This window comes from Brachyspira aalborgi (assembly GCF_008016455.1).
In the GTDB taxonomy this organism is placed as follows: Bacteria; Spirochaetota; Brachyspiria; order Brachyspirales; family Brachyspiraceae; genus Brachyspira; species Brachyspira aalborgi.
This window is the reverse complement of record NZ_SAXU01000001.1, coordinates 1,910,890-1,930,362: the sequence shown is the minus strand read 5'-3', so window position 1 is coordinate 1,930,362 and position 19,473 is coordinate 1,910,890. Positions and strand designations below refer to the sequence as shown.

The following is a 19,473-nucleotide window of genomic DNA, read 5'->3' as shown; positions in this document are numbered from 1 at the left end:
AGGGTTTAGCTTTCCCAATATGTTTAGGAGCTTTTATACCTGAACCAGATAATATATTGTATATATTTTGACAAAAAAATCAATAACATAAATATAAAATTTTTTAATAATAAGAATTGACGATTAAATATCTGTCTTTTCCTTTAGCGTTAATATCGGGATTATAAACTATATAAATATTATCTCCAAGCTCTACATATCTTAAAAGTTTATCGTCAGAAATAAAATCGCCTTGCACATAAATAGCGGCTCCTGGCGACATAGAAAAATTATAAGCGGTAGTTATTATTTTAGGTTTTGTTTCTATTAATCCTTTATAACCGTATAATCCGACTTTATCGTTATTATAATTTGCCTTTAGCCAAGTCGCATAAAGTTCGCTCCAATCTTTAAACTCTTTTATATTTTTATTCGCCGCATACAAAATCGCTTTATAAGTTCCTCTATATTCTTCGGGAGCGTTTGCAATATCTTTGTAAATTTCAAAACCGTTTTTTGAATGAAGTCCAAGCCAATACATAAAAAGCGAAACTGTAGCATATTTATGAATCGTATAACCTCCGCTCCAATTTATAAAATAATCTCCTTTCGTTATCAAATACATCGAATCATTATTATAATAATTTAATCTATTATTTGGCAAAGTGCCTCTATAAGAAATAACCGCAGTTTCCGATAAAGCCTCGTCAACCCAAATATCGAAAGATTTATTATTTTCTCTTATCTTGCTATAATGTATAACATGTTGAAGTTCATGAGCTATAGTATTTATAACTGAATCAATATTTTCCCAACCGTTTATATAATCTAAAAATATAATATTTTTTTCTTCGTTAGTAATTCCGTCTAAAATAGAATAACCTTGCATATAAGGTTTATCTCCGCTAAAGCCTCCGTTAATATCCATTATCAATAAAATTAATTTGCCTTCAAGTTTGCCAAATAAATATTCTTCCATATCGTAAACTCTCATTGTTTCAAGCAGAATATTTTTTAATCCTTTATATTCAACTTTTAAATCGTTTTCCAAATATAAATCTATTTTTGAAGTGGAATATATATTTTTTGCTTTTATCTTTTCTTTAGAATAATTATTATTTATATATCTAACGGCGTTTAAAATTTTTTCTTTATTATCGCCCGAATAAATTTGATAATTTTTTTTATCGTTTAATATGTCGTTTAAATTAGAATGAAGAAGTAAACTATTTAATAATAGAATAAAAAATATAAATAACTTTCTACAATTTGGCATAGAATAAATTTAAGCTAATGCGCTAAAAGCTCTAACCGAAGCTATATCTATTCTTAATTGCAATATATATTTCTTTCCGTCTTTTCCGATTGCATAAGTATATCTGCTTGAAAGAGGCGACAAAGAGGAATTTTGATTTATATTTTGGCTCGTATTTTTAACCTGTTTTATAGTTTCAGTATTTGGTTTTGAAGCTAAAGATTGTATTTTTATAGCCGTATTATTTGAAGAAATATTATTTATAGTCATTTCAATACTCCTTTTTTATTTGGAATTATTAATATTATTAACGGAAATATAAAAAAACTCTTTATAATTTTTAATAATTTTTTATTGACTAATAATTTATTTAATTGTAGAATAATATTATAAAATAAAAATTAAGGATTTCATCATGAAAAAGAAAACTCTAATTTATTCGTTATTTATCTTCGTATCGTTTTTATCTTTAATATTATTATCTTGCGGAGATAAACATAGAGATGGCAAAGCGATTTATATTAATGTAGGTTCAGAGCCTAGAAGTATAGACCCCGCTTTAAATAACGCTGTAGATGGAAGCATATATATTCAGCATGCTTTTGAAGGTTTGGCTACAAGAGATAAAAATAATAAAATCATCGGCGGAGTTGCAGAAAGTTGGGATATAAGCGAAGACGGTTTAACCTATACATTTCATTTAAGAGAAAATGCAAAATGGGCGGACGGACAGAAAATAACGGCGGACGATTTTGTTTACGCTTGGAGAAGAGCGGTAGACCCTCTTACGGCTGCAGAATACGCTTATCAATATGAGCCTGTTCTTAACGCTATGGATATTAACGCGGGCAAAAAACCTTTGGAATCTTTAGGAGTTAAAGCTATAGACGAAAACACTCTTGAAGTTAAATTAGCTACTCCTACGGCTTATTTTATTGAGCTTGCGGCTTTTCCTACTTTTTATCCGATACGAAAAGATATTATAGAGAAATATGGAAATGATTGGACTTTATCGCCCGATTCTTATCTTGGAAACGGGCCTTTTATATTAACCGAAAGAAGAACGGAAGATAGACTCGTTATGGAAAAAAATACTAATTATTGGAATGCGGATGCAATAATTCCTCAAAAACTCGTATTTGTATTGATGCAAAATGAAACCGCTGCAATGGCTGGAATTAAAGGAGGAACAATACATTTTGCAAATAATCCTCCTCTACCTGATATAGAAACTTTACAAAATGAAGGATTAATGCATATAGCTCCGTATATAGGAACTTATTATTATTGCTTAAATTGGACAAATAAAATATTAAAAGATGTTAGAATAAGAAAGGCTTTGGCTTTAGCTATAGACAGAAATTATATAGTTAAAGAAGTCACAAAAGCTGGACAAATTCCCGCAGCGGCTTGGGTGCCAAACGGAATAAACGATATGGAGGATGCGGAAGGCGATTTTAGAAAAGTTGGCGGAGATTATTATAGCGTTAAAGAAGAAGATTTTCAAAAGAATGTAGAAGAGGCAAAGAGACTTTTAGCCGAAGCTGGATATCCCGATGGCAAAGGAATGCCGATTATAGAATTTAAGTCTAATTCTGGAAATCATATTCCTATATTTGAAGCGATTCAGCAAATGTGGAAAGAATATTTAAATATAGATTCAATAGTTTCTCAAGAAGAATGGGCTACTTTCCAAAATACAAGACTTAATAAAGAATTTGTAGTCGCTCGTCATGGATGGATTGGCGATTATAATGACCCAATGACTTTTTTAGGGGTGTTTTTAAGTTATAGCGCTCAAAATGACGGCGGTTATTCAAACAGAGATTACGATAATAATTTAAAAATAGCTATGTCGACTACAGACCAAAAAGTCAGAATGGAAGCTATGCATAAAGCGGAAACAATCTTAATGCAAGATATGGGACTTATACCAATTTACTTTTATACAGACCCGATAATGGTTAGCAAAAAGTTAAAAGGCGTGGTTTACGACCCTTTAGGCTGGCATAAATTTTTATACGCAGAGTTAGAGAAATAATTTGACGATTTTGTTTTTCATTGTAATAGGAAGCGGCTTTTAATTTAAGTCGCTTCTTTTTTATTTACAATCATAATAAATTTTCTTTTAATTCTTTAACAAAATTATCAATAGATTTTAAATCAGATAATTGTAAAGTTAATTTATAGTTAACCGAATTGCCAGGGTTCATTGCTACAAGTTGTCTTTCTTTTTCGTTTACTTTTAAAAAATATCTTCTCTTTTTATGATTGTAAGAAATTTTATCTTTTATTATTAAAATAATAAGCATTTTGATGCGTTAGCCCAATTACTATAATATAATCGTTATTGTAAGCGGGATTTATTCCGTTAAATTGAAAACTATTATTTTTTAATCCTTTTCTTGCAGTTTTTATTTCAATCTTAATTCCGTTTGATAAAATATCGTATTCATCATGAATTACTTTTTGTTTATTATCTATTTTAATATTTTCTTCTTTAAATATTGTTTTTACAAATTCCTCGCCTATCTGTCCGATAGCGTTTCCTTCAAAATAATCTATTTTAGAAAAAATGCCTTCGTTATCTTTTGAATAGCGCAATTCATTATATTTATTTTCAATTATATTTTTTAATATATCATTTATATTCATTTTTAAATCCCTTATCTTCCAACAATTTGTAAATATGAGATTTGCCAATATGTCTGCATCCGTTTGTGGCAATGCTTGAATATTTATTCCAATCGGCAGTTTTAAATAAAGCGTCTAATTTTTTTATTGTTCTGCCGTTTTGAGTTGTGTAAATAATCGCTATTCCGCTTTTATATTTTACAGAATCAAAATCTTTAACTACATTAATATCTTTAAAAAAAGTAGAAGATAAATAATAATTCGCTTTCTTATTAAAAATCCATTCTTTTCCGCATTCTCTATTTTTTGCCAAAGAAACCGTCACAACTTTTAATAAATTATTAAACGGTTCGGTTTTTTCTTTTTGATTATACCAACAGAATTCTTTTTTTAAATTGCTATAATTTTTACTCCATATTTGAAAACAGCATTTTATATCTTTTTCTTTATTTCCAATATAAAAAGAATTTTCGGGTAAAACTTCTTCGTATAATAAATTAAAATGTTTTACTCTATACCTTATTGAACCTTTGCCTAAACTTTGAAAAAACATAGGAAGTATAAAAGCTACGAATTCCGCTTTCTCTGAATGTTCTATAAATTTTAAAGCCAAAACTCCTCTATGTCCAAAAGGCGGATTTCCTATAACTATTAAAGGTTTTTCAGGAAGTTCATAATTTAAATAATCGGATAATATAGTTTCGTATTTTGTTTGTTTAATATCTATTCCGATTTTATTTTTCGGAAGCAATTTATAAAAACTTCCGTCTCCAACGCTCGGCTCAATCCAAGTATATTTATTTATGTTTTCGTATTTAGAAATAATTTCGCAAGTTTTTTTGTAGAGTCGTTCTGATATTTCGGGCTTTGTAAAATATTCGTCAAAATAATTTTTTGAATTCGACTTCATTATATTTCCGTTTACATATTTTAAGTTCATTTTAAATCCGATTAATTTACTGTAAAAATATTCTATAATGATTTGTTTGTTATGTCAAGTTAAATTATTATTTATAAATATTAAGATTTTACTATATAAATTAGAATTCTATTTTAACCTTAAACATTTTAGCAATTTTTATTTCCGAAGCACTAGATTTTTCCATATCGAAATTAAATTTACCTTTTATAAAAGTTGGAGCATGTTTAAAACCAACGGAAACTTTAACAAATTCGTTGTGAGAATTTATATTATGTTCTATTTTTATATCTTCACGAGTTATACTACCTTCATCTATTTTTCCTTCCTCAAAATATCTCTCAATATAAGGTCCTATTATATTATCAAATGCTCTAATATTAATTTTTTCATTTTCCAACCAAGAATTGAATTTTTCTTTTGACACTTCACTTTTACTCATAGACATATTTATGTCGCCTTCGGTTTTATTATATTCTTGAGAACTATCTTTATTATTTATATTTGCATTTGCTTCAACTTTTACAATCGGATGATTTACTTCTGCTCCTATAGTATGCGAATATTTTCCTTTTTTAGAATATTTTTCCTCATCGCTGTAAGATAAAGAAAAACTTTTAGCTCCTATCTTAAAAGAAATTTTATATAATAAAATATAATAATCTCTTTTATAGCATTCGTTAAACGAGTCTAGAGGATAATAAACATTATTATAAATTCCGCTATCTACTAAATAACAACATTTATTATATTCTTCTAACGGAATTAATTTATCGTTTTTATCTTTTACAAAATAACCTTTTAATTTTTCATCTCCAAATCTGCATAACTCAAAATTATTTGTAATTTCTTTTGTCGCCATTGGATTACGCTTAATATTAAATTCTGTTTGACTATCTACTAAAATTAAATTATCTCCTATACTCATTTTTATTTAATCCTTATCTATTTTTTTATCATTGATAAAGTTATGACTATTAAGCCAGCTGCCAACCCCATCCCAAGTCCAACTAAAAATATTAGTTGTTTTTTTTTATTTGATTTTCCTTTTTTTATTTTATTATATTCTTTATTAAACTTTATATAATCTTCATCACGAAATCCAATTTCTCTAATTGTTTTTTCTATAGTATCATCTTCCGTATTCTTATCCCAAACTATAAAAGCTATTCCCGTTCTTCCTGAAGCATCAACTTCTGGGTGTTTCATATAACAAAACCATTCTTTAGATTTAATTTTTTTTATACCAAAATCGCCAATAATTTCTATCCTGTTAATATGAAATTTATCATATATGTTGTTAATATATTCCTGTTGCTCTTTACCAAAAATTTTAACGCCATCCTTAACGGTAATATGCTTACCGCCTTTTTCATTTCCTTGAACGGTTGCAACTATCATAAATACTCCTTGAATAAAAATTCTATAACTTGCTCTACAGGTTCTTTTTTAAGTTCAAAAATAGAACATTTCATTCCCATACTCCTAACTTCATTTTCAATTTTTTCTTTGTCAACTTCATCTCCTCGAGTGCCTAAAGACATATATTTAATTCCTTTTTCTTTACATTCATCAATAGTATTTTGTATGCCAAATTTTATATTTTCAACATTATAAAAATCTCTTGCGTCAAATATATAACATCTAATATCATGAGAAAGTTTTTTCGCTTTCTCAGTGTCTTCCAAACTATGTTCTGAACCGCTTGTATTAATAATTTTTATTTTAATTTTATCTTTATAATTAATGTCTGTAGTTGCGTTTCCTATCGCTATAGTATTAGATTTATAACTTATTGTGGCTGCTATAGTATTAAATGCTGGAGTTTTTTCATGCTTTTCTAAAAACTTGCGAGTTTTTATTAATTCTATAACCGTATCTTTTCCTGCTTCGGTTTCTCCAATGAATAAAATAGTAACATCTGCTTTATCTTTATAGTTAGCTGGCTTTACTTTAACTTTAGCTCTACCTATATTATATACTATAGTTCCAATTATAGTCCCACCAACTAAAACACTAGAGGCAACTATAATTACTGGTATTAATGGGAATGGCATAATTAACCCCTATTTTATTATTTAATAATATATTATAATTATAAAGTAAAAAATGTCAACAAATTTTAAATATATATTTCAAAATAGTTCGCATTTGAGCTGGCAGGGGGTCGAACCCTGGACCTGATGATTAAGAGTCATCTGCTCTACCAACTGAGCTACCAGCCCTTTAATTAAGGTTTATACATAAAATTAATAAAAAAGTCAATACTAACAATTATTAAGAAAATAAGGGGAAATTGGGCCAGCAGGGACTTGAACCCCGGACCCGATGATTATGAGTCATCTGCTCTAACCGACTGAGCTACTGGCCCCTTTAATTTGATTTGCATATCATACAATAGATTAAAAAAAAGTCAATAGTTAAAAATTAATTATTATTAATAATTTATACTTTAAATAGCTATTGTAATTTTATTAATATCCGATAATTAAGTTGACATATTTTTTTAGATTAATATAATCGAATATGTAAAATAATTTTTATAGAAATTGTATATGCCTAAAATCGAAGATTTAGAAAGATTGGGAAGCGTTGCCCTTTTAATTGGTAATAAAAAGCTGCCCGAAGAATTATCAAAAAACGATTACGATGCTTTTAAGTCGGTTTTCACAAACGAATATATGGAAAACTCTAAACCAACGGAAGATAACGATTTGCCTTCAATAGACGAAATAGACAATTTATTATCAAATGACGAAGACAATATTATAAAAGATAATGATATAGACGATTTAGGTTTGCCTAACGATTTGGGATTGGAAGAAGACGATAAAATATTGAGCAATTTGGATGATTTGGGTTTGCCCGATAATCTTGGAGAAGAAAAAGAAGACGAAAAAATTTCAAGCGATATAAACGATTTGAATTTGGAAGAAAATAATTTAGAAGAAGGCGATTCAAATAAATTGCCCATTTTGGATGATTTGCCTTTGCCCGATAATTTGTCTGATACGAAAAATAGCAATAATACGAATGATAAAAATATTTCTAATGATTTAGGAATAAGCGATATTTCTCATTTGTCGGATTCGGGCGATTTTGATAATAATGTTATAGAAGAAACTTTAGAAGAAAACGATAACGATATTGAAGAAAACGATTTTAAAGAAGACAATGAAAATTTAGAAGAAATATTAGATAATGATAATTTGAAAATAGAAGAAGCCGAAGAGTCTAAAGATAGCTATATTGAAGATAACATAATAGAAGATAATTTAATTAAAGAAGATATATCTGAAGAAAATATATTAGATAATGAAGAAGAATTAAAAATTGAAAGCGATAAAGAAAAAGAAGACGAAAAGATTGAAGCTAAATCTGAAGAAGAAGATATTAATTTAGACGATTTAGAAAATATATTAGACGATGACAATTTAAAATTTGAAGATAATAAAGAAATTGAAAAATCGGAAAATAAAATTGAAGATGACGATTCTCATTTAGAAGACTTAGAAGGAATTTTAGAAGACGAAGAAGAGGAAAGCAAATCAAAAGAGTCTGAAAAAATTGAGGATAAAGCAGAAGAAGATGCAACTCATTTAGATAATTTGGAAGGCATATTAGACGATATAGAAGAAGAATCAAAAATTGAAAGCGATAAAGAAAAAGAAGACGAAAAAATTGAAGCTAAATCCGAAGAAGAAGATATTAATTTAGACGATTTAGAAAATATATTAGACGAAGAAGATACCAAGATTCCTGAAGAAACTGAAAACTATAAAGAACCTGAAAAAACTGAAGATAAAATTACAAAAGACGAAACTAAAGAAGAAATTGACGATTTGCCAGATTTGGATAGCATAGAAAATACTAACGAAATAAAAGAAGAAGCTCCCGTTCAAATTATGGAAGGCGGAACTTCATTGCCTTCTCCAGATACCGCCGATAAATTAGGCGCTTCAAGATACGAAAATGTAGATGATAATATAGACCATGATAAAGTAATTGACAGTATAAAAAATCTTTCGCCTTTAACGAGATATCATGTATTAGACGCTATTCTTAATGAAAAACTTGACCAAGCTTCAATGAGAGAATTATTAGAAGCTTTAGATAGCGAAAAATCTAACGAAGATATAACAGAATTAATAAATAGAGAATTAGGTTTAAGCATTAAAGAATATGGAAAAAGCGGAATATTGGAACTTATACCAATTCCTAATTCTCTTAAAGATTATGCTCATATAATAAGAGTAGCCGCCGTATTTCTAATATTATTCGTTGGAATAGTTTTATTGTCGTATCAATTTGTTTATAAACCAATTAAAGCAAACGAATATTTTAAGAAAGGTTTAGCAGATATATATAAAGGCGCTTATAATAATGCGGAAATAAATTTTGCTCAAGGCGATAAACTCAAACCAAAACAAATAAAATGGTTTAATAGATACGGAAAAGCCTATATAGAAAGAGAAAGATTTGACAGCGCTTTGGCTAAAATAGAAGGAGCTTTAAATATAAAACCGCGAGATTTTGACAGCAGAGTTTTATTCGGATATTATTATAGAAGCAAAGGCGAAAAACAATTATCCGAAGAAGACTATATTAAAGGCGAAGAACTTTATAACGATATGCTTTCTTATGTTACAAAGAAAAATCAATTAAAAACTGTTTATGATGAGCGCGGAATATTAATGATAAGCAGAGCAAAAAATTTATCTCAAGCTAATTATTACGACAACGCTTATAATAATTATATTCAAATGATAAATCTTTTTGGAGATAATGTAATTGCAAGAAAGAGAGCTATGCTTATAAGAATATATCAGGATAATTATAAGCAAGTTAAAGCGCTTCAAGAACATATAAATAATTTGAAAAGCGGATATATAGACGATGATGTTTATCCTAAATTGGCAAGATATTTATTAAACAATAATGATTTTTATGGCTCAAGAACTTTGCTTGAAAAAATCTTAAAAAAATATCCTTCTAATTTAGAAGCTATAATAGGATATGCAGATTATCAAGCAAGATTAAAACATTATGAGAAAGCGAGAGACATATTGATTAATACCGCTTTGCCTATGTTTGAAAATAATCCTTACAGAAGAGGAAAAGAATTCGTATATAATATGCTTGGACAAATTTATTATAATTTAGGAGAATTTGGAAATTCGATTAATAATTTCAACGCGGCTTTAGAAATAAATAAAACCTATCCAGATGCTAATTATAATTTGGCTAATTTGTATTTTTATCAGGATAAAGATTATGAAAAGGCAAAAGAACATTATCAACTTGCTTACGATAATTTGCCTCCAGAATTAAGAGGAGATAAGCTTTTATATAATTTGTCATGGATTTATTATTTAAATAACGAATTTGACAGAGCTTTTGAAGGATTTAACGCTTTATTTCAGAAAAATCCAAGCAATAGCGTTGTTTCTTATGCTTTAGGAAATTCTTTACTTCATTTGGATAGAGCAAATTTGGCGAACGGTTTTTACAGAAACGCTCTTAATCAAATTTTAGCAAGACGAGAAAAATTGGGCAGACTTGAAATGCGAACGGAAAGCGATTTTTTCCTTTTAAGTTATTTGGCGAGTCTTTATAATAATATGGGCGTTTCCTACGCTTATAATTCTACAATCGAAAATAACGCTCAAAACGAACGAGAAGCTTTTAAGAATTTCGTATTGGCAAGCGAATATTTTGACCAAATTAGAACTTCAAATATAGATTTGGAGAGAATGGAAAAAAGAACTATTATACTTGAAAATAACAATATAGGAGTCGCTACTTATAATGTTATGGCAATTCAAAGCAAAAGAAATCTTAAAGATGCGGTAATGATAGACGATTATATACCTAAAGATATTTATTATGTAAGATAAAAACAATTCCTTTAATATATTATTGAAATAATATAAATATAATATATTATATCGATATAATTATTAAAGGATTTATTATGGCTTCTGTTATTACTTTCGGCGAAATAATGCTTCGTTTATCTCCTCCTTCAAATTTGAGATTTATTCAAACCGATTCTTTTGATGCAAGATTTGGAGGCGGCGAGGCTAATGTTTCTTTAGCTTTATCAAATCTTGGTATAAATACGGCTTTTATCACAAAACTTCCAAATAACGATATAGGACAAGCTTGCATAAACGAGTTAAGAAGATATGGAGTTGATGTTTCAAATATAGTTATAGGCGGAGAGAGAATAGGAATATATTTTTTAGAGAAAGGCGCAAGTCAAAGAGGCTCTAAAGTAATTTACGATAGAGCAAATTCTTCAATTTCAAAAGCGAGTATAAAAGATTTTAATTGGGATAAAATATTTAATAATGCGAAATGGTTTCATTTGACGGGAATAACTCCCGCTTTAGGAGAAAATGTAGCCGAAATATGCATTGAAGCATGCAAAAAAGCTAAAGAAAAAAATCTTACCGTTAGTTTAGATTTAAATTTTAGAAAAAAATTGTGGACATCCGAAAAGGCAAATAAAACGATGAGCAAATTAATGCCTTATATCGATATATGCATGGCAAACGAAGAAGACGCCGAAAAAGTTTTTGGAATAAAAGCGAAAGACAGCAATATTATAGAAGGCAAACTTTCTCATGAAGGTTATAAAGAAGTCGCTAAAAAAATTGTCGATAAATTTAAAGTTAAAAAAGTCGGAATTACTTTAAGAGGCTCAATATCCGCAAGCGAAAATTTATGGTCTTGCATGCTTTATAACGGCAAAGAATATTTTTTTTCAAAAGAATATTTAATTAAAATTGTCGATAGAGTCGGCGGAGGCGATAGTTTTTCAGCGGGTTTAATTTATTCTTTTCTAAACGACAAAAACGATAAAGAGGCTTTAGAGTTTGCAACCGCATTAAGTTGTTTAAAACATTCTATTGAAGGCGATTTTAATCTTGTAAGCATTGACGAGGTTATGACAGTTTATAACGGAGACGCTTCGGGAAGAATACAGAGATAAAAATTTTATTTGTTTACTAAAAAAATTATAAATCCTTTTTCCACTTACTTATTAAATTAATCGCTTCAATCGGAGTAATTTCATTAATATTCAATTCTTTAATTTCTTTTTCAATTTCGCTTTCTTTTATAACGGTTTTTATTTCGTTATCATTATTATACAAAGGCAGAAATTCTAAAGATTTTTTATTTTTTAATTCTATATTTTCAAATTGAATGCCCGCTTCGTTTTCTAATTTTTTTAATATTTCAGACGCTCTTTTTATAATTTTATTTGGCGCTCCCGCTATTTTTGCGGCGTAAATTCCATAACTTGATTCCGCAGCTCCTTCAATAACTTTTTTCATAAAAATAATTTCGTCTTTATATTCTTCAACCGACACTTTATAATTTTTAACGCCGTCCAAATCTTCAAGCATTGTAAGTTCATGATAATGAGTTGCAAATAAAGTTTTTGACTTTTTATTTTCTTCGCTAGTCAAATATTCTACTATCGCCCAAGCTATTGAAAGTCCGTCATAAGTGGAAGTTCCTCTTCCAATTTCGTCCATAATTATTAAACTTTTATTTGTGCAATGATTCAAAATATAAGCGGTTTCATTCATTTCGACTAAAAAAGTGCTTTCGCCTCTTGCAATATTATCGCTCGCTCCTACTCTTGTAAATATTCTGTCGACTATAGATATTTTTGCGCTTGAGGCGGGAACAAAAGAACCTATTTGAGCGAGTAAAACTATTAAAGCGGTTTGTCTTAAATAAGTGCTTTTTCCGCTCATATTCGGTCCCGTTATTATAAGCAAATGTTCTTTATTATTATCTAAATAAATGTCGTTTGGAATAAAACTTTCGTCAATTAAATTCGCTTCAACTACGGGATGCCTGCCTTCTTTTATATCTATAATTCCGTCTTCTGTCATTATCGGTTTGGTATAATTATCTTCTTTTGCTAAAATTGAAAGCGAAGAATAAACATCTATTATTGAAATTATTTTTGCCATTTTTAATATTGAAGTTAAATAATCGCTTACTTTATTTTTAACTTCAGTAAATATTTCGTATTCTAAAGCGTAACTTTTTTCATTCGCTTCGTTAATTATTCTTTCGTATTCCATTAATTTTTCTGTTATAAATCTTTCGCCGTTTGATAGAGTTTGCCTTTTTATAAAATCTTTTGGAACTGCAGACACATTGGCTTTTGTAACTTCTATATAATAACCAATAATATTATTGTATCTTATTTTTAAGCTATTTATTCCCGTTTCAGATTTATAATTTCCTTCAAGTTCGCTTATCCAATTTCTGCTTTCTCTTTTAGCTTCGTTATACTTTTTTAATGTTTCATTATATTCGTCTTTTATTATATCGCCTTCGTTTGTAGTTATCTTCGGGTCTTCAAGTATCGCTCTTTCTATTAAATCGATTATTATTTTTATATCATTAACTTCTTCAAAATTCGCTTCTTCAAAATCGTTTATCGCAAGCTCCGTAATAGCTTCCAAAGATAAAATTAAAAATCTTTTTAAAGCGACTAATTCTTTAGGATTTATTCTGCCCAAAGCTAATTTTGAAGTAAGCCTTTCAATATCTCCTATATCCGTTAATATATCTCTAATTTTATAAGTTAATTTTATGTTTTTATAAAAAAAGTCAACATTATCGAGTCTTTTATTTATTTCGTTTATATTAAGCAAAGGCTCTACAATAATTCTTTTTAAATATCTCGCTCCCATAGAAGTTTTTGTTCTGTCTATAGTGTCGAATAAAGTCATTTTATAATTATCATTTCTTATAGTTGTAAGTATTTCCAAATTCGATATTGTCGCATAATCTAAAGTCATTGTAGCTTTTTTATCGTAAATTTTAATATTAGATATATGCTCTAAAGAATGTTTTGCAAGCTCGCTTATATAATGTATTGTAGAACCCGCTAAAGATATTAATAAATGTTTGTCTTCTATGCCAAAACTTTTTAAAGATAAAGTTTTAAAATGATTGATAAGAGTTTTATAAGCATAAGAATATTCTGCAAAATAATCGGGAGTATGGCTATAAAATATTTTTGAAAATCTTTTTTGTATCTCTTTTATTATTTCATTTTCTTTTAAAGAATCTATAGTCATTATCTCTTTCGGATAAAATTTTATTATCTCTTCGCAAACTTCTTCTATAATCTCTTTTAAGTTTTCGTTTTCTATTTCGGTAATATATAATTCGCCCGTAGAAACATCGCATATAGAAATTGCAACATTTTGTTGATTTTTTGAAATTATAATTGAAGCTAAATAATTATTGCTTTTCGATTGTAAATATTTATTTTCGGATATTGTGCCTGGAGTTATAACTTGAGTTACATCTCTCTTTACTATTCCTTTAGCTGTTTTCGGGTCTTCCATCTGTTCGCAAATCGCTATTTTTACTCCCGACTTTACAAGCTTCGATAAATATCCGTCTATCGCATGATAAGGAAATCCCGACATTGGAACATTAGCTCTTTTAGTTAATGTAATACTTAATATTTGCGCTAATTTTTCGGCATCTTCAAAAAAAGCCTCGTAAAAATCTCCCATACGAAAAAGCACAATGCTATCGGAATATTTATCTTTTATATCTCTATACTGTTTCATCATGGGAGTTAATTTTGAATTTTCTTCTTTTTTGTTTACAGTAAAAAAATCTTCTTCCATAAAATTATAATCCAAAATAAATAATTTTGTTAATTTTGATAGTATATGTTATTTTGTTAGTTTAATCAAATTCTTTTTTAGTTATAATTTTTTTTAATTTAACGCTTGACATTTATTTTTTAAAATGTTATAATTTCGTTTATGAAAGTAAATGGTAATAATATAAACAATAAATTCTGCGGCAGCTCAGCTCAGCTCAGCTCAGCTCAGCTCAGCTCAGCATCACTTTAAACTTTTTTCAAGTTTATGTTTACTTATTAATTATAAAATATTATTCTGTTTATATATTAAAAACTTATTCAAATTCTTTTTTGAATTTATTAATTTTTACACGGCAGAAAGCATTTATTTATTTAAATGTTTATTACGGAAATATAATATTTTAAGGGGCTTTTTTGTAGAATGTATTTTTAAGGAGATTTTTATTATGAAGAGATTATTTATTTGTATTTTATTATTAAATATTGGAATAAATCTTTATGGACAAAAACAACCAGAATGGATATTAAATCCTCAAAAAGTTTATGATAAAAATATTTACGAAGTAGGAGTTGGGCAGGGAATAAGCGAGAAAGAAGCGGAAGATAACGCTTATTCTATTTTAGCAAATATATTTGGAATGAATATTTCGGTAGATACTAAAGCTAATGAAAAATATATTGAAACTTCTTTAGGAGTAGAAGAAATTAGGAGTTTGGATAATAGCACTAAAATAGAAGCAAAGCATAATCTTATAAATGTAAAGATAGATTCAAGATATTATGATACAAAAAAGAATAAATATTATGTTATAGCCGTTTTAAATAAAAAAGAAACCGCATTACTTTTGAATAAAAAGATTAAGGACAATATAAAAATTATAGATTCTTATATATTAAAATCAAATAGCGAAAAAGATTTATTTGATAAATATTATACTTTATATATAGCTTATATATTTTCTGAAAAGAATGAAAATTTTATAAATCAATTATCAATATTAGATAACTCTTCAAAAATAGATGTTTTAGATAGTTATAGAATTGAAAGAATAAAATCGAGTATGGAGAGCGTTAAAAGAAAAATATCTTTTGGAATTGAAGCTTTTGATATTACTCCAAATATAGAATCGGCAATAGAACATTCTATAAGCGATTTAGGATTTAAGATTAGTTCAAATCCAAGTTATATTTTTAGAGATAAATTTACTTTTGACGGAAATGACACGGGATATGGAATGTATATTATGAATTATACTTTAATTTTAGAACTTATAAATTATAACGGAGAGAGAATTGCCTCTTTTAAGTATAAAGGAAAGGACGGCGGAGCTTCAGAAAAAGACGCTAAAAAAGTAATAATGAATAAATTAGTTAAAGATATTAATTCAAATTTATCGTCTCAATTATCTAATTATTTAGACGGCAGATTTGAAAGAATAAAATATTAAAAAAATTAATTAAGGAGTTAAATTATGTTTAACACTAACAAAAAACTTATTTTCGTATTCGCGTTTATATTTGTAAATGCGTTATTCTTTTCGGAAAATGTTTTCGCCCAAAGGAAAAGAATAAAATACGATATCATCGACCAAAGGGGCGGAAAAAAAGCTAAACAGCCTAAATGGATGTTTAAGGGAACTACGGCTTTAGAAAAGGACTATCCTAACAAGATGGCTTTTATCATAAGCGGACGGGGTAAGAGTTTAAACTTTGTGGAAAGCTGGGCTAAAAGGGTAAATTCTTCAAGCGAGGTTGCAAGATATTTATCGCAATCAATTACCGATATGACGGCGGCGTCCGAATATGGCGGAGATGAGAGTTTTCAAAGAACTATGGAAACTCTTACGACTTCTGTATCTAAAGTAAAAATATCGGGCTTGAGAAGAGAAGACGATTGGTGGATATTGAAAGAGTATAAAGACGGTTCTAAAAAAGGACAACAGGAATACGAATATTATGTTTTGTATCTTATCGACTCGGATATAATGAAGAGAATAATTAATAACGAAGTCGAAAAAGCAATATCGGGCGAAAATGAAGAAACTAAATCTCGAGTAAAATCCGCTATGGATAAATTGACTTATGAATATATAGAAAACAATGAAGAATAATTAATTTTATGGGGTAATTATGTTTTAAATAATTATCCCATGACTTATATAATTTAATGAGGTTAAATAATGAATAAAAAAGGATGTTTTACAAAAATAATAATCTTCATAATTATAGTTTTCGTATTATATAAAATCGGTTTTTATATATTAAATATGAGATTTGAGGATATAGACGAAGATTATATGCTTGGTTTGTGGGTAGGCAAAATAGCAATATCTGAAAAAATTAATGGTTATAAAATTACATATCTACATAATATAGCTTTATATTTTAATGAAAATAATCAATTAGGATATTCGGCATTTACTTATGATGCGGATTTAAATACGGATAATGACTATTATGGAGGCATTATTTCGGATAAATTGAGGAATAATTTAATAAATGCAATTAAGATTTCAACTAGTAAAAATGCTGGAAGTTGGAAAGTAAAAAATAGTAGATTATTTTTAAATATAGGTAATGAAGAATATAAAAGCAAAGGTAAAGAAAAGAAATTAGCTATATTTTCTATAAAAAATCTATATTTAATTGATAATAACGATGAAGTATTTAAATTTAGCGGTAATTTCTTTAAATTCACGGATAAAGATGGAAAGAGGATAAAACATAATAATCCTGCTTATGATTGGATAGTTAAAAATATTTATTAATGTAAATTTTAAGGATTTGATTATGATAAAGAAAATATTTATATTATTTATAGCCTTATTTAGTTATAATTTGTTTTCGGCAGAGAAAATAACTGTTGCGGTTTTGCCTTTTTCAAGCGTAAATGGAGAAGAAGAAGGAGATACATTAGCCTCTATGTTTGCAAACGAATTAAGCAAAAGAAAGGTTTATAAAGTTCTTACTAGAAATAGTCAACTTGAAAAAGTCATGAAAGAACATAACTTTCAGAGAAACGGTTTGACGGACGAAACTACAAGAATAGTAATAGGACGCGCTTTAAATGCTCAATATGTCTTGGCAGGCGAAGTAAAGAAATTGGGAAGGAATAATATTCTTATAGTAAGTATGATAAATGTTGAAACTTTTGAAAATATTACGGGCGATAGTAAATCGTTTAGGAATATAGAAGATGTTATTCAATTTATTCCTCAAATAATTAATGAAATAACGGGAACGAGAGGAAGGACAGTAGTCGATATTGATATTTTCGGAGATGAAAGCTATAAAAATGTTGTTACTTCTGGAGATAGAGCCGCTTTAGAGAGAATTATAAAGAAAAGAAGCGGTGAAAAATATATTAAAGATATAGAGGCAGCCATTTTAATCGATATAAATCGTTATATAAGAATATACGAATATAATGGTTATTATACAAATTCCAGAGGGCGACAAATATATACTATTATAAATAATAACGAATATTTAACGCCATTAATGATAGCTTCGGCATTAAAATATAACGATTTATTAAAAGCTTTAGTAAGCGCTGGTGCGGATTTAAATTTGCAAGTTAAATCTTATGGTGTAAATATTGCTACCGCTTTAACCTATTGTATATTATCTGGCAATATAGAAGGAGTTTCTATACTTCTTAATGCTGGAGCAAGTATAGATAACAGGGAAGATTATTTACATACAGCTATACGAATAGGAAATGTGAATATAGCTAAACTTCTTATAAATAAAGGCGTGGATATAAATCAATTACCTAAAGACAATGGAAATGATACTGATTATAAGGGAAAAAGCGCATTAGTTTATTCTGTAATTAAAAGAAATGTAGATATAGTAAAATTACTTTTATTAAATAACGCCGATATAACCATAGATAAAGAGCCTATTCTATATACCGCTTTAATTTACTATGAATATAGAATTGTAAAATTATTGTTGGATGCTGGCGTAGATATAGATGTTAGGGACGGATGGGGACATACGCCTTTAACTATAGCATGTGAGAAAGGATATATTGACGCAGTGAAATTATTAATAGAATACGGAGCGGATGTTAATTATGCGGATAAAAAAGGGAAAAAGCCTTTATATTACGCTATAAATAGCTCAAAGAAGAATGAGATAATAAAACTTTTAGTAGACGAAGGAGCTACTGAATAATTTAAATATATTTTTAAAAAAAAGGAGAAAAATTATGTTTTGTGCAAATTGCGGAAAAGAAATTAAAGAAGGAATGAATTTTTGTTCTTCCTGCGGAGGTAAAATCGAACCAACTAATAAAGAAAAAATTAATAATATTAGTAGTTCGGAAAACAATACTAATTATATTGATATAAAAGATATTAAGAATGATAGTAATTCAACTTCTGATTTTTATATGGATATAAAAGGAATAAAATCAAGATTTGACCACGGATATAATATTATGCAAATAAATGTAGTTCTTATATCTATGGTTATCGGGGGAGCATTTTGGTATATAATTTATAGTAATACGCCAGTTCTCATATTCTTTTCTTTTTTACTTGTGGTAATTTTTACTATAATATTTCCTTTAGTTATGCTAATAATAGCTACTAAACTTAATCCTCGAGGAGTATTTATAGACATGCAAAATGGAGTTCTAATTAAAAATAATAAAACAAAATTTAGTTTTTTAAAGGATGAACTTCATTTAAAAGAAGTGTTTGCAATTCAAGTTAAAAGCTTTAAAATAGACGCTCTACCATGTCCTAAAGGCACTTTTAAATATAATAAAAATATATTTCTTAATACTCTTTTAGCAAGCGGAGAGTTCTACAAATTTACATTTTTTGATAAAAATGGAAGTCCGCTATTAAATATACATTTAACTAATAAAAACGATAGAGATAAACTTATTGAAGCTCTTAAAACCGTTTTTAATATATTAGGCAAGTATGATGTTCAAATAGAAGTAAATAATTCCGTAAGTAGAGATTTTGACGAATTGGCTATGTAAATAAATTAATATATTTTTTAAGG

At 28.0% G+C, this 19,473-nt stretch carries 17 protein-coding genes and 2 tRNA genes; 8 read left to right on the top strand and 11 right to left on the bottom strand.

Features of this window, described 5'->3' with window-relative positions; all coding sequences use genetic code 11:
* Positions 1–103: 103 nt before the first annotated feature.
* Both EPJ79_RS08675 and EPJ79_RS08670 read right to left on the bottom strand, forming a co-directional pair.
* Complete coding sequence (locus EPJ79_RS08675) at positions 104–1,255, bottom strand: peptidase M30, hyicolysin (RefSeq protein WP_147739190.1); 1,152 nt, start codon at positions 1,253–1,255, stop codon at positions 104–106.
* Positions 1,256–1,264: 9 nt separating this feature from the next.
* The gene (locus EPJ79_RS08670; RefSeq protein ID WP_147527653.1) at positions 1,265–1,504 is read right to left on the bottom strand and encodes a hypothetical protein; all 240 of its coding nucleotides are present in this window, start codon (positions 1,502–1,504) and stop codon (positions 1,265–1,267) included.
* A 145-nt stretch (positions 1,505–1,649) separates the two neighbouring features.
* On the opposite strand from EPJ79_RS08670, the gene EPJ79_RS08665 reads away from it, so the two are divergent.
* Positions 1,650–3,275, top strand: coding sequence for a peptide ABC transporter substrate-binding protein (locus EPJ79_RS08665; RefSeq protein ID WP_147739189.1), 1,626 nt, complete (start codon positions 1,650–1,652; stop codon positions 3,273–3,275).
* A 70-nt stretch (positions 3,276–3,345) separates the two neighbouring features.
* Here EPJ79_RS08665 and EPJ79_RS11765 read toward each other — a convergent pair whose 3' ends face one another.
* The 8 genes from EPJ79_RS11765 to EPJ79_RS08630 form a co-directional block, all read right to left on the bottom strand.
* Positions 3,346–3,546 (bottom strand): hypothetical protein, encoded by a 201-nt coding sequence (locus tag EPJ79_RS11765; protein ID WP_208745264.1) that lies wholly within the window; start codon positions 3,544–3,546, stop codon positions 3,346–3,348.
* The gene (locus tag EPJ79_RS08660) at positions 3,518–3,889 is read right to left on the bottom strand and encodes a hypothetical protein (RefSeq protein ID WP_208745263.1); all 372 of its coding nucleotides are present in this window, start codon (positions 3,887–3,889) and stop codon (positions 3,518–3,520) included. Before EPJ79_RS08660 ends, EPJ79_RS11765 begins: the two co-directional genes overlap by 29 nt.
* The gene (locus EPJ79_RS08655; protein WP_147529595.1) at positions 3,876–4,808 is read right to left on the bottom strand and encodes an SAM-dependent methyltransferase; all 933 of its coding nucleotides are present in this window, start codon (positions 4,806–4,808) and stop codon (positions 3,876–3,878) included. The genes EPJ79_RS08660 and EPJ79_RS08655 overlap by 14 nt, the downstream gene beginning before the upstream one ends.
* 100 nt (positions 4,809–4,908) lie before the next feature.
* A complete protein-coding gene (locus tag EPJ79_RS08650; RefSeq protein ID WP_147739188.1) occupies positions 4,909–5,715 on the bottom strand; it encodes a hypothetical protein in 807 nt (268 codons plus the stop codon).
* A gap of 17 nt (positions 5,716–5,732) precedes the next feature.
* Complete coding sequence (locus tag EPJ79_RS08645) at positions 5,733–6,188, bottom strand: hypothetical protein (protein ID WP_147739187.1); 456 nt, start codon at positions 6,186–6,188, stop codon at positions 5,733–5,735.
* Positions 6,185–6,844, bottom strand: a complete 660-nt coding sequence (locus EPJ79_RS08640; protein ID WP_147739186.1) for a hypothetical protein — start codon at positions 6,842–6,844, stop codon at positions 6,185–6,187. The genes EPJ79_RS08645 and EPJ79_RS08640 overlap by 4 nt, the downstream gene beginning before the upstream one ends.
* Before the next feature lie 95 nt (positions 6,845–6,939).
* Positions 6,940–7,012 (bottom strand) — tRNA-Lys (locus EPJ79_RS08635).
* A gap of 72 nt (positions 7,013–7,084) precedes the next feature.
* A tRNA-Ile gene (locus tag EPJ79_RS08630) sits at positions 7,085–7,158 on the bottom strand.
* A 184-nt stretch (positions 7,159–7,342) separates the two neighbouring features.
* Between EPJ79_RS08630 and flcA the strand changes: the two genes are divergently transcribed.
* Both flcA and EPJ79_RS08620 read left to right on the top strand, forming a co-directional pair.
* Positions 7,343–10,684: a periplasmic flagellar collar protein FlcA gene (flcA, locus tag EPJ79_RS08625; protein WP_147739185.1), complete on the top strand. Its 3,342-nt coding sequence runs from the start codon at positions 7,343–7,345 to the stop codon at positions 10,682–10,684.
* 77 nt (positions 10,685–10,761) lie between these two features.
* Positions 10,762–11,784 (top strand): sugar kinase, encoded by a 1,023-nt coding sequence (locus EPJ79_RS08620; RefSeq protein WP_147739184.1) that lies wholly within the window; start codon positions 10,762–10,764, stop codon positions 11,782–11,784.
* 25 nt (positions 11,785–11,809) lie between these two features.
* On the opposite strand, the gene mutS is transcribed toward EPJ79_RS08620, so the two are convergent.
* The gene (mutS, locus tag EPJ79_RS08615; protein WP_147739183.1) at positions 11,810–14,467 is read right to left on the bottom strand and encodes a DNA mismatch repair protein MutS; all 2,658 of its coding nucleotides are present in this window, start codon (positions 14,465–14,467) and stop codon (positions 11,810–11,812) included.
* 427 nt (positions 14,468–14,894) lie between these two features.
* On the opposite strand from mutS, the gene EPJ79_RS08610 reads away from it, so the two are divergent.
* The 5 genes from EPJ79_RS08610 to EPJ79_RS08590 all read left to right on the top strand — a co-directional run bounded on the left by EPJ79_RS08610 (position 14,895) and on the right by EPJ79_RS08590 (position 19,450).
* Positions 14,895–15,896 carry an LPP20 family lipoprotein gene (locus EPJ79_RS08610; protein WP_147739182.1) on the top strand — a complete coding sequence of 334 codons (1,002 nt, stop codon included), beginning with the start codon at positions 14,895–14,897 and terminating at the stop codon, positions 15,894–15,896.
* 24 nt (positions 15,897–15,920) lie between these two features.
* Complete coding sequence (locus EPJ79_RS08605) at positions 15,921–16,559, top strand: hypothetical protein (protein WP_147739181.1); 639 nt, start codon at positions 15,921–15,923, stop codon at positions 16,557–16,559.
* A 69-nt stretch (positions 16,560–16,628) separates the two neighbouring features.
* Positions 16,629–17,216 carry a hypothetical protein gene (locus tag EPJ79_RS08600; RefSeq protein WP_147739180.1) on the top strand — a complete coding sequence of 196 codons (588 nt, stop codon included), beginning with the start codon at positions 16,629–16,631 and terminating at the stop codon, positions 17,214–17,216.
* A gap of 22 nt (positions 17,217–17,238) precedes the next feature.
* A complete protein-coding gene (locus tag EPJ79_RS08595; protein WP_147739179.1) occupies positions 17,239–18,630 on the top strand; it encodes an ankyrin repeat domain-containing protein in 1,392 nt (463 codons plus the stop codon).
* A 34-nt stretch (positions 18,631–18,664) separates the two neighbouring features.
* The gene (locus tag EPJ79_RS08590) at positions 18,665–19,450 is read left to right on the top strand and encodes a zinc ribbon domain-containing protein (RefSeq protein WP_147739178.1); all 786 of its coding nucleotides are present in this window, start codon (positions 18,665–18,667) and stop codon (positions 19,448–19,450) included.
* The last annotated feature ends 23 nt before the right edge of the window (positions 19,451–19,473 follow it).

What these genes read in the sequence shown, in the direction of transcription:
- EPJ79_RS08655 (WP_147529595.1), bottom strand. Translation starts at nt 4,808, where the DNA reads ATGAACTTAAAATATGTAAACGGAAATATAATGAAGTCGAATTCAAAA.
- EPJ79_RS08590 (WP_147739178.1), top strand. Translation starts at nt 18,665, where the DNA reads ATGTTTTGTGCAAATTGCGGAAAAGAAATTAAAGAAGGAATGAATTTT.
- EPJ79_RS08640 (WP_147739186.1), bottom strand. Translation starts at nt 6,844, where the DNA reads ATGCCATTCCCATTAATACCAGTAATTATAGTTGCCTCTAGTGTTTTA.
- EPJ79_RS08605 (WP_147739181.1), top strand. Translation starts at nt 15,921, where the DNA reads ATGTTTAACACTAACAAAAAACTTATTTTCGTATTCGCGTTTATATTT.
- EPJ79_RS08620 (WP_147739184.1), top strand. Translation starts at nt 10,762, where the DNA reads ATGGCTTCTGTTATTACTTTCGGCGAAATAATGCTTCGTTTATCTCCT.
- EPJ79_RS08675 (WP_147739190.1), bottom strand. Translation starts at nt 1,255, where the DNA reads ATGCCAAATTGTAGAAAGTTATTTATATTTTTTATTCTATTATTAAAT.
- EPJ79_RS08600 (WP_147739180.1), top strand. Translation starts at nt 16,629, where the DNA reads ATGAATAAAAAAGGATGTTTTACAAAAATAATAATCTTCATAATTATA.
- EPJ79_RS08595 (WP_147739179.1), top strand. Translation starts at nt 17,239, where the DNA reads ATGATAAAGAAAATATTTATATTATTTATAGCCTTATTTAGTTATAAT.
- EPJ79_RS11765 (WP_208745264.1), bottom strand. Translation starts at nt 3,546, where the DNA reads ATGCTTATTATTTTAATAATAAAAGATAAAATTTCTTACAATCATAAA.
- EPJ79_RS08610 (WP_147739182.1), top strand. Translation starts at nt 14,895, where the DNA reads ATGAAGAGATTATTTATTTGTATTTTATTATTAAATATTGGAATAAAT.
- mutS (WP_147739183.1), bottom strand. Translation starts at nt 14,467, where the DNA reads ATGGAAGAAGATTTTTTTACTGTAAACAAAAAAGAAGAAAATTCAAAA.
- flcA (WP_147739185.1), top strand. Translation starts at nt 7,343, where the DNA reads ATGCCTAAAATCGAAGATTTAGAAAGATTGGGAAGCGTTGCCCTTTTA.
- EPJ79_RS08665 (WP_147739189.1), top strand. Translation starts at nt 1,650, where the DNA reads ATGAAAAAGAAAACTCTAATTTATTCGTTATTTATCTTCGTATCGTTT.
- EPJ79_RS08645 (WP_147739187.1), bottom strand. Translation starts at nt 6,188, where the DNA reads ATGATAGTTGCAACCGTTCAAGGAAATGAAAAAGGCGGTAAGCATATT.
- EPJ79_RS08660 (WP_208745263.1), bottom strand. Translation starts at nt 3,889, where the DNA reads ATGAATATAAATGATATATTAAAAAATATAATTGAAAATAAATATAAT.
- EPJ79_RS08670 (WP_147527653.1), bottom strand. Translation starts at nt 1,504, where the DNA reads ATGACTATAAATAATATTTCTTCAAATAATACGGCTATAAAAATACAA.
- EPJ79_RS08650 (WP_147739188.1), bottom strand. Translation starts at nt 5,715, where the DNA reads ATGAGTATAGGAGATAATTTAATTTTAGTAGATAGTCAAACAGAATTT.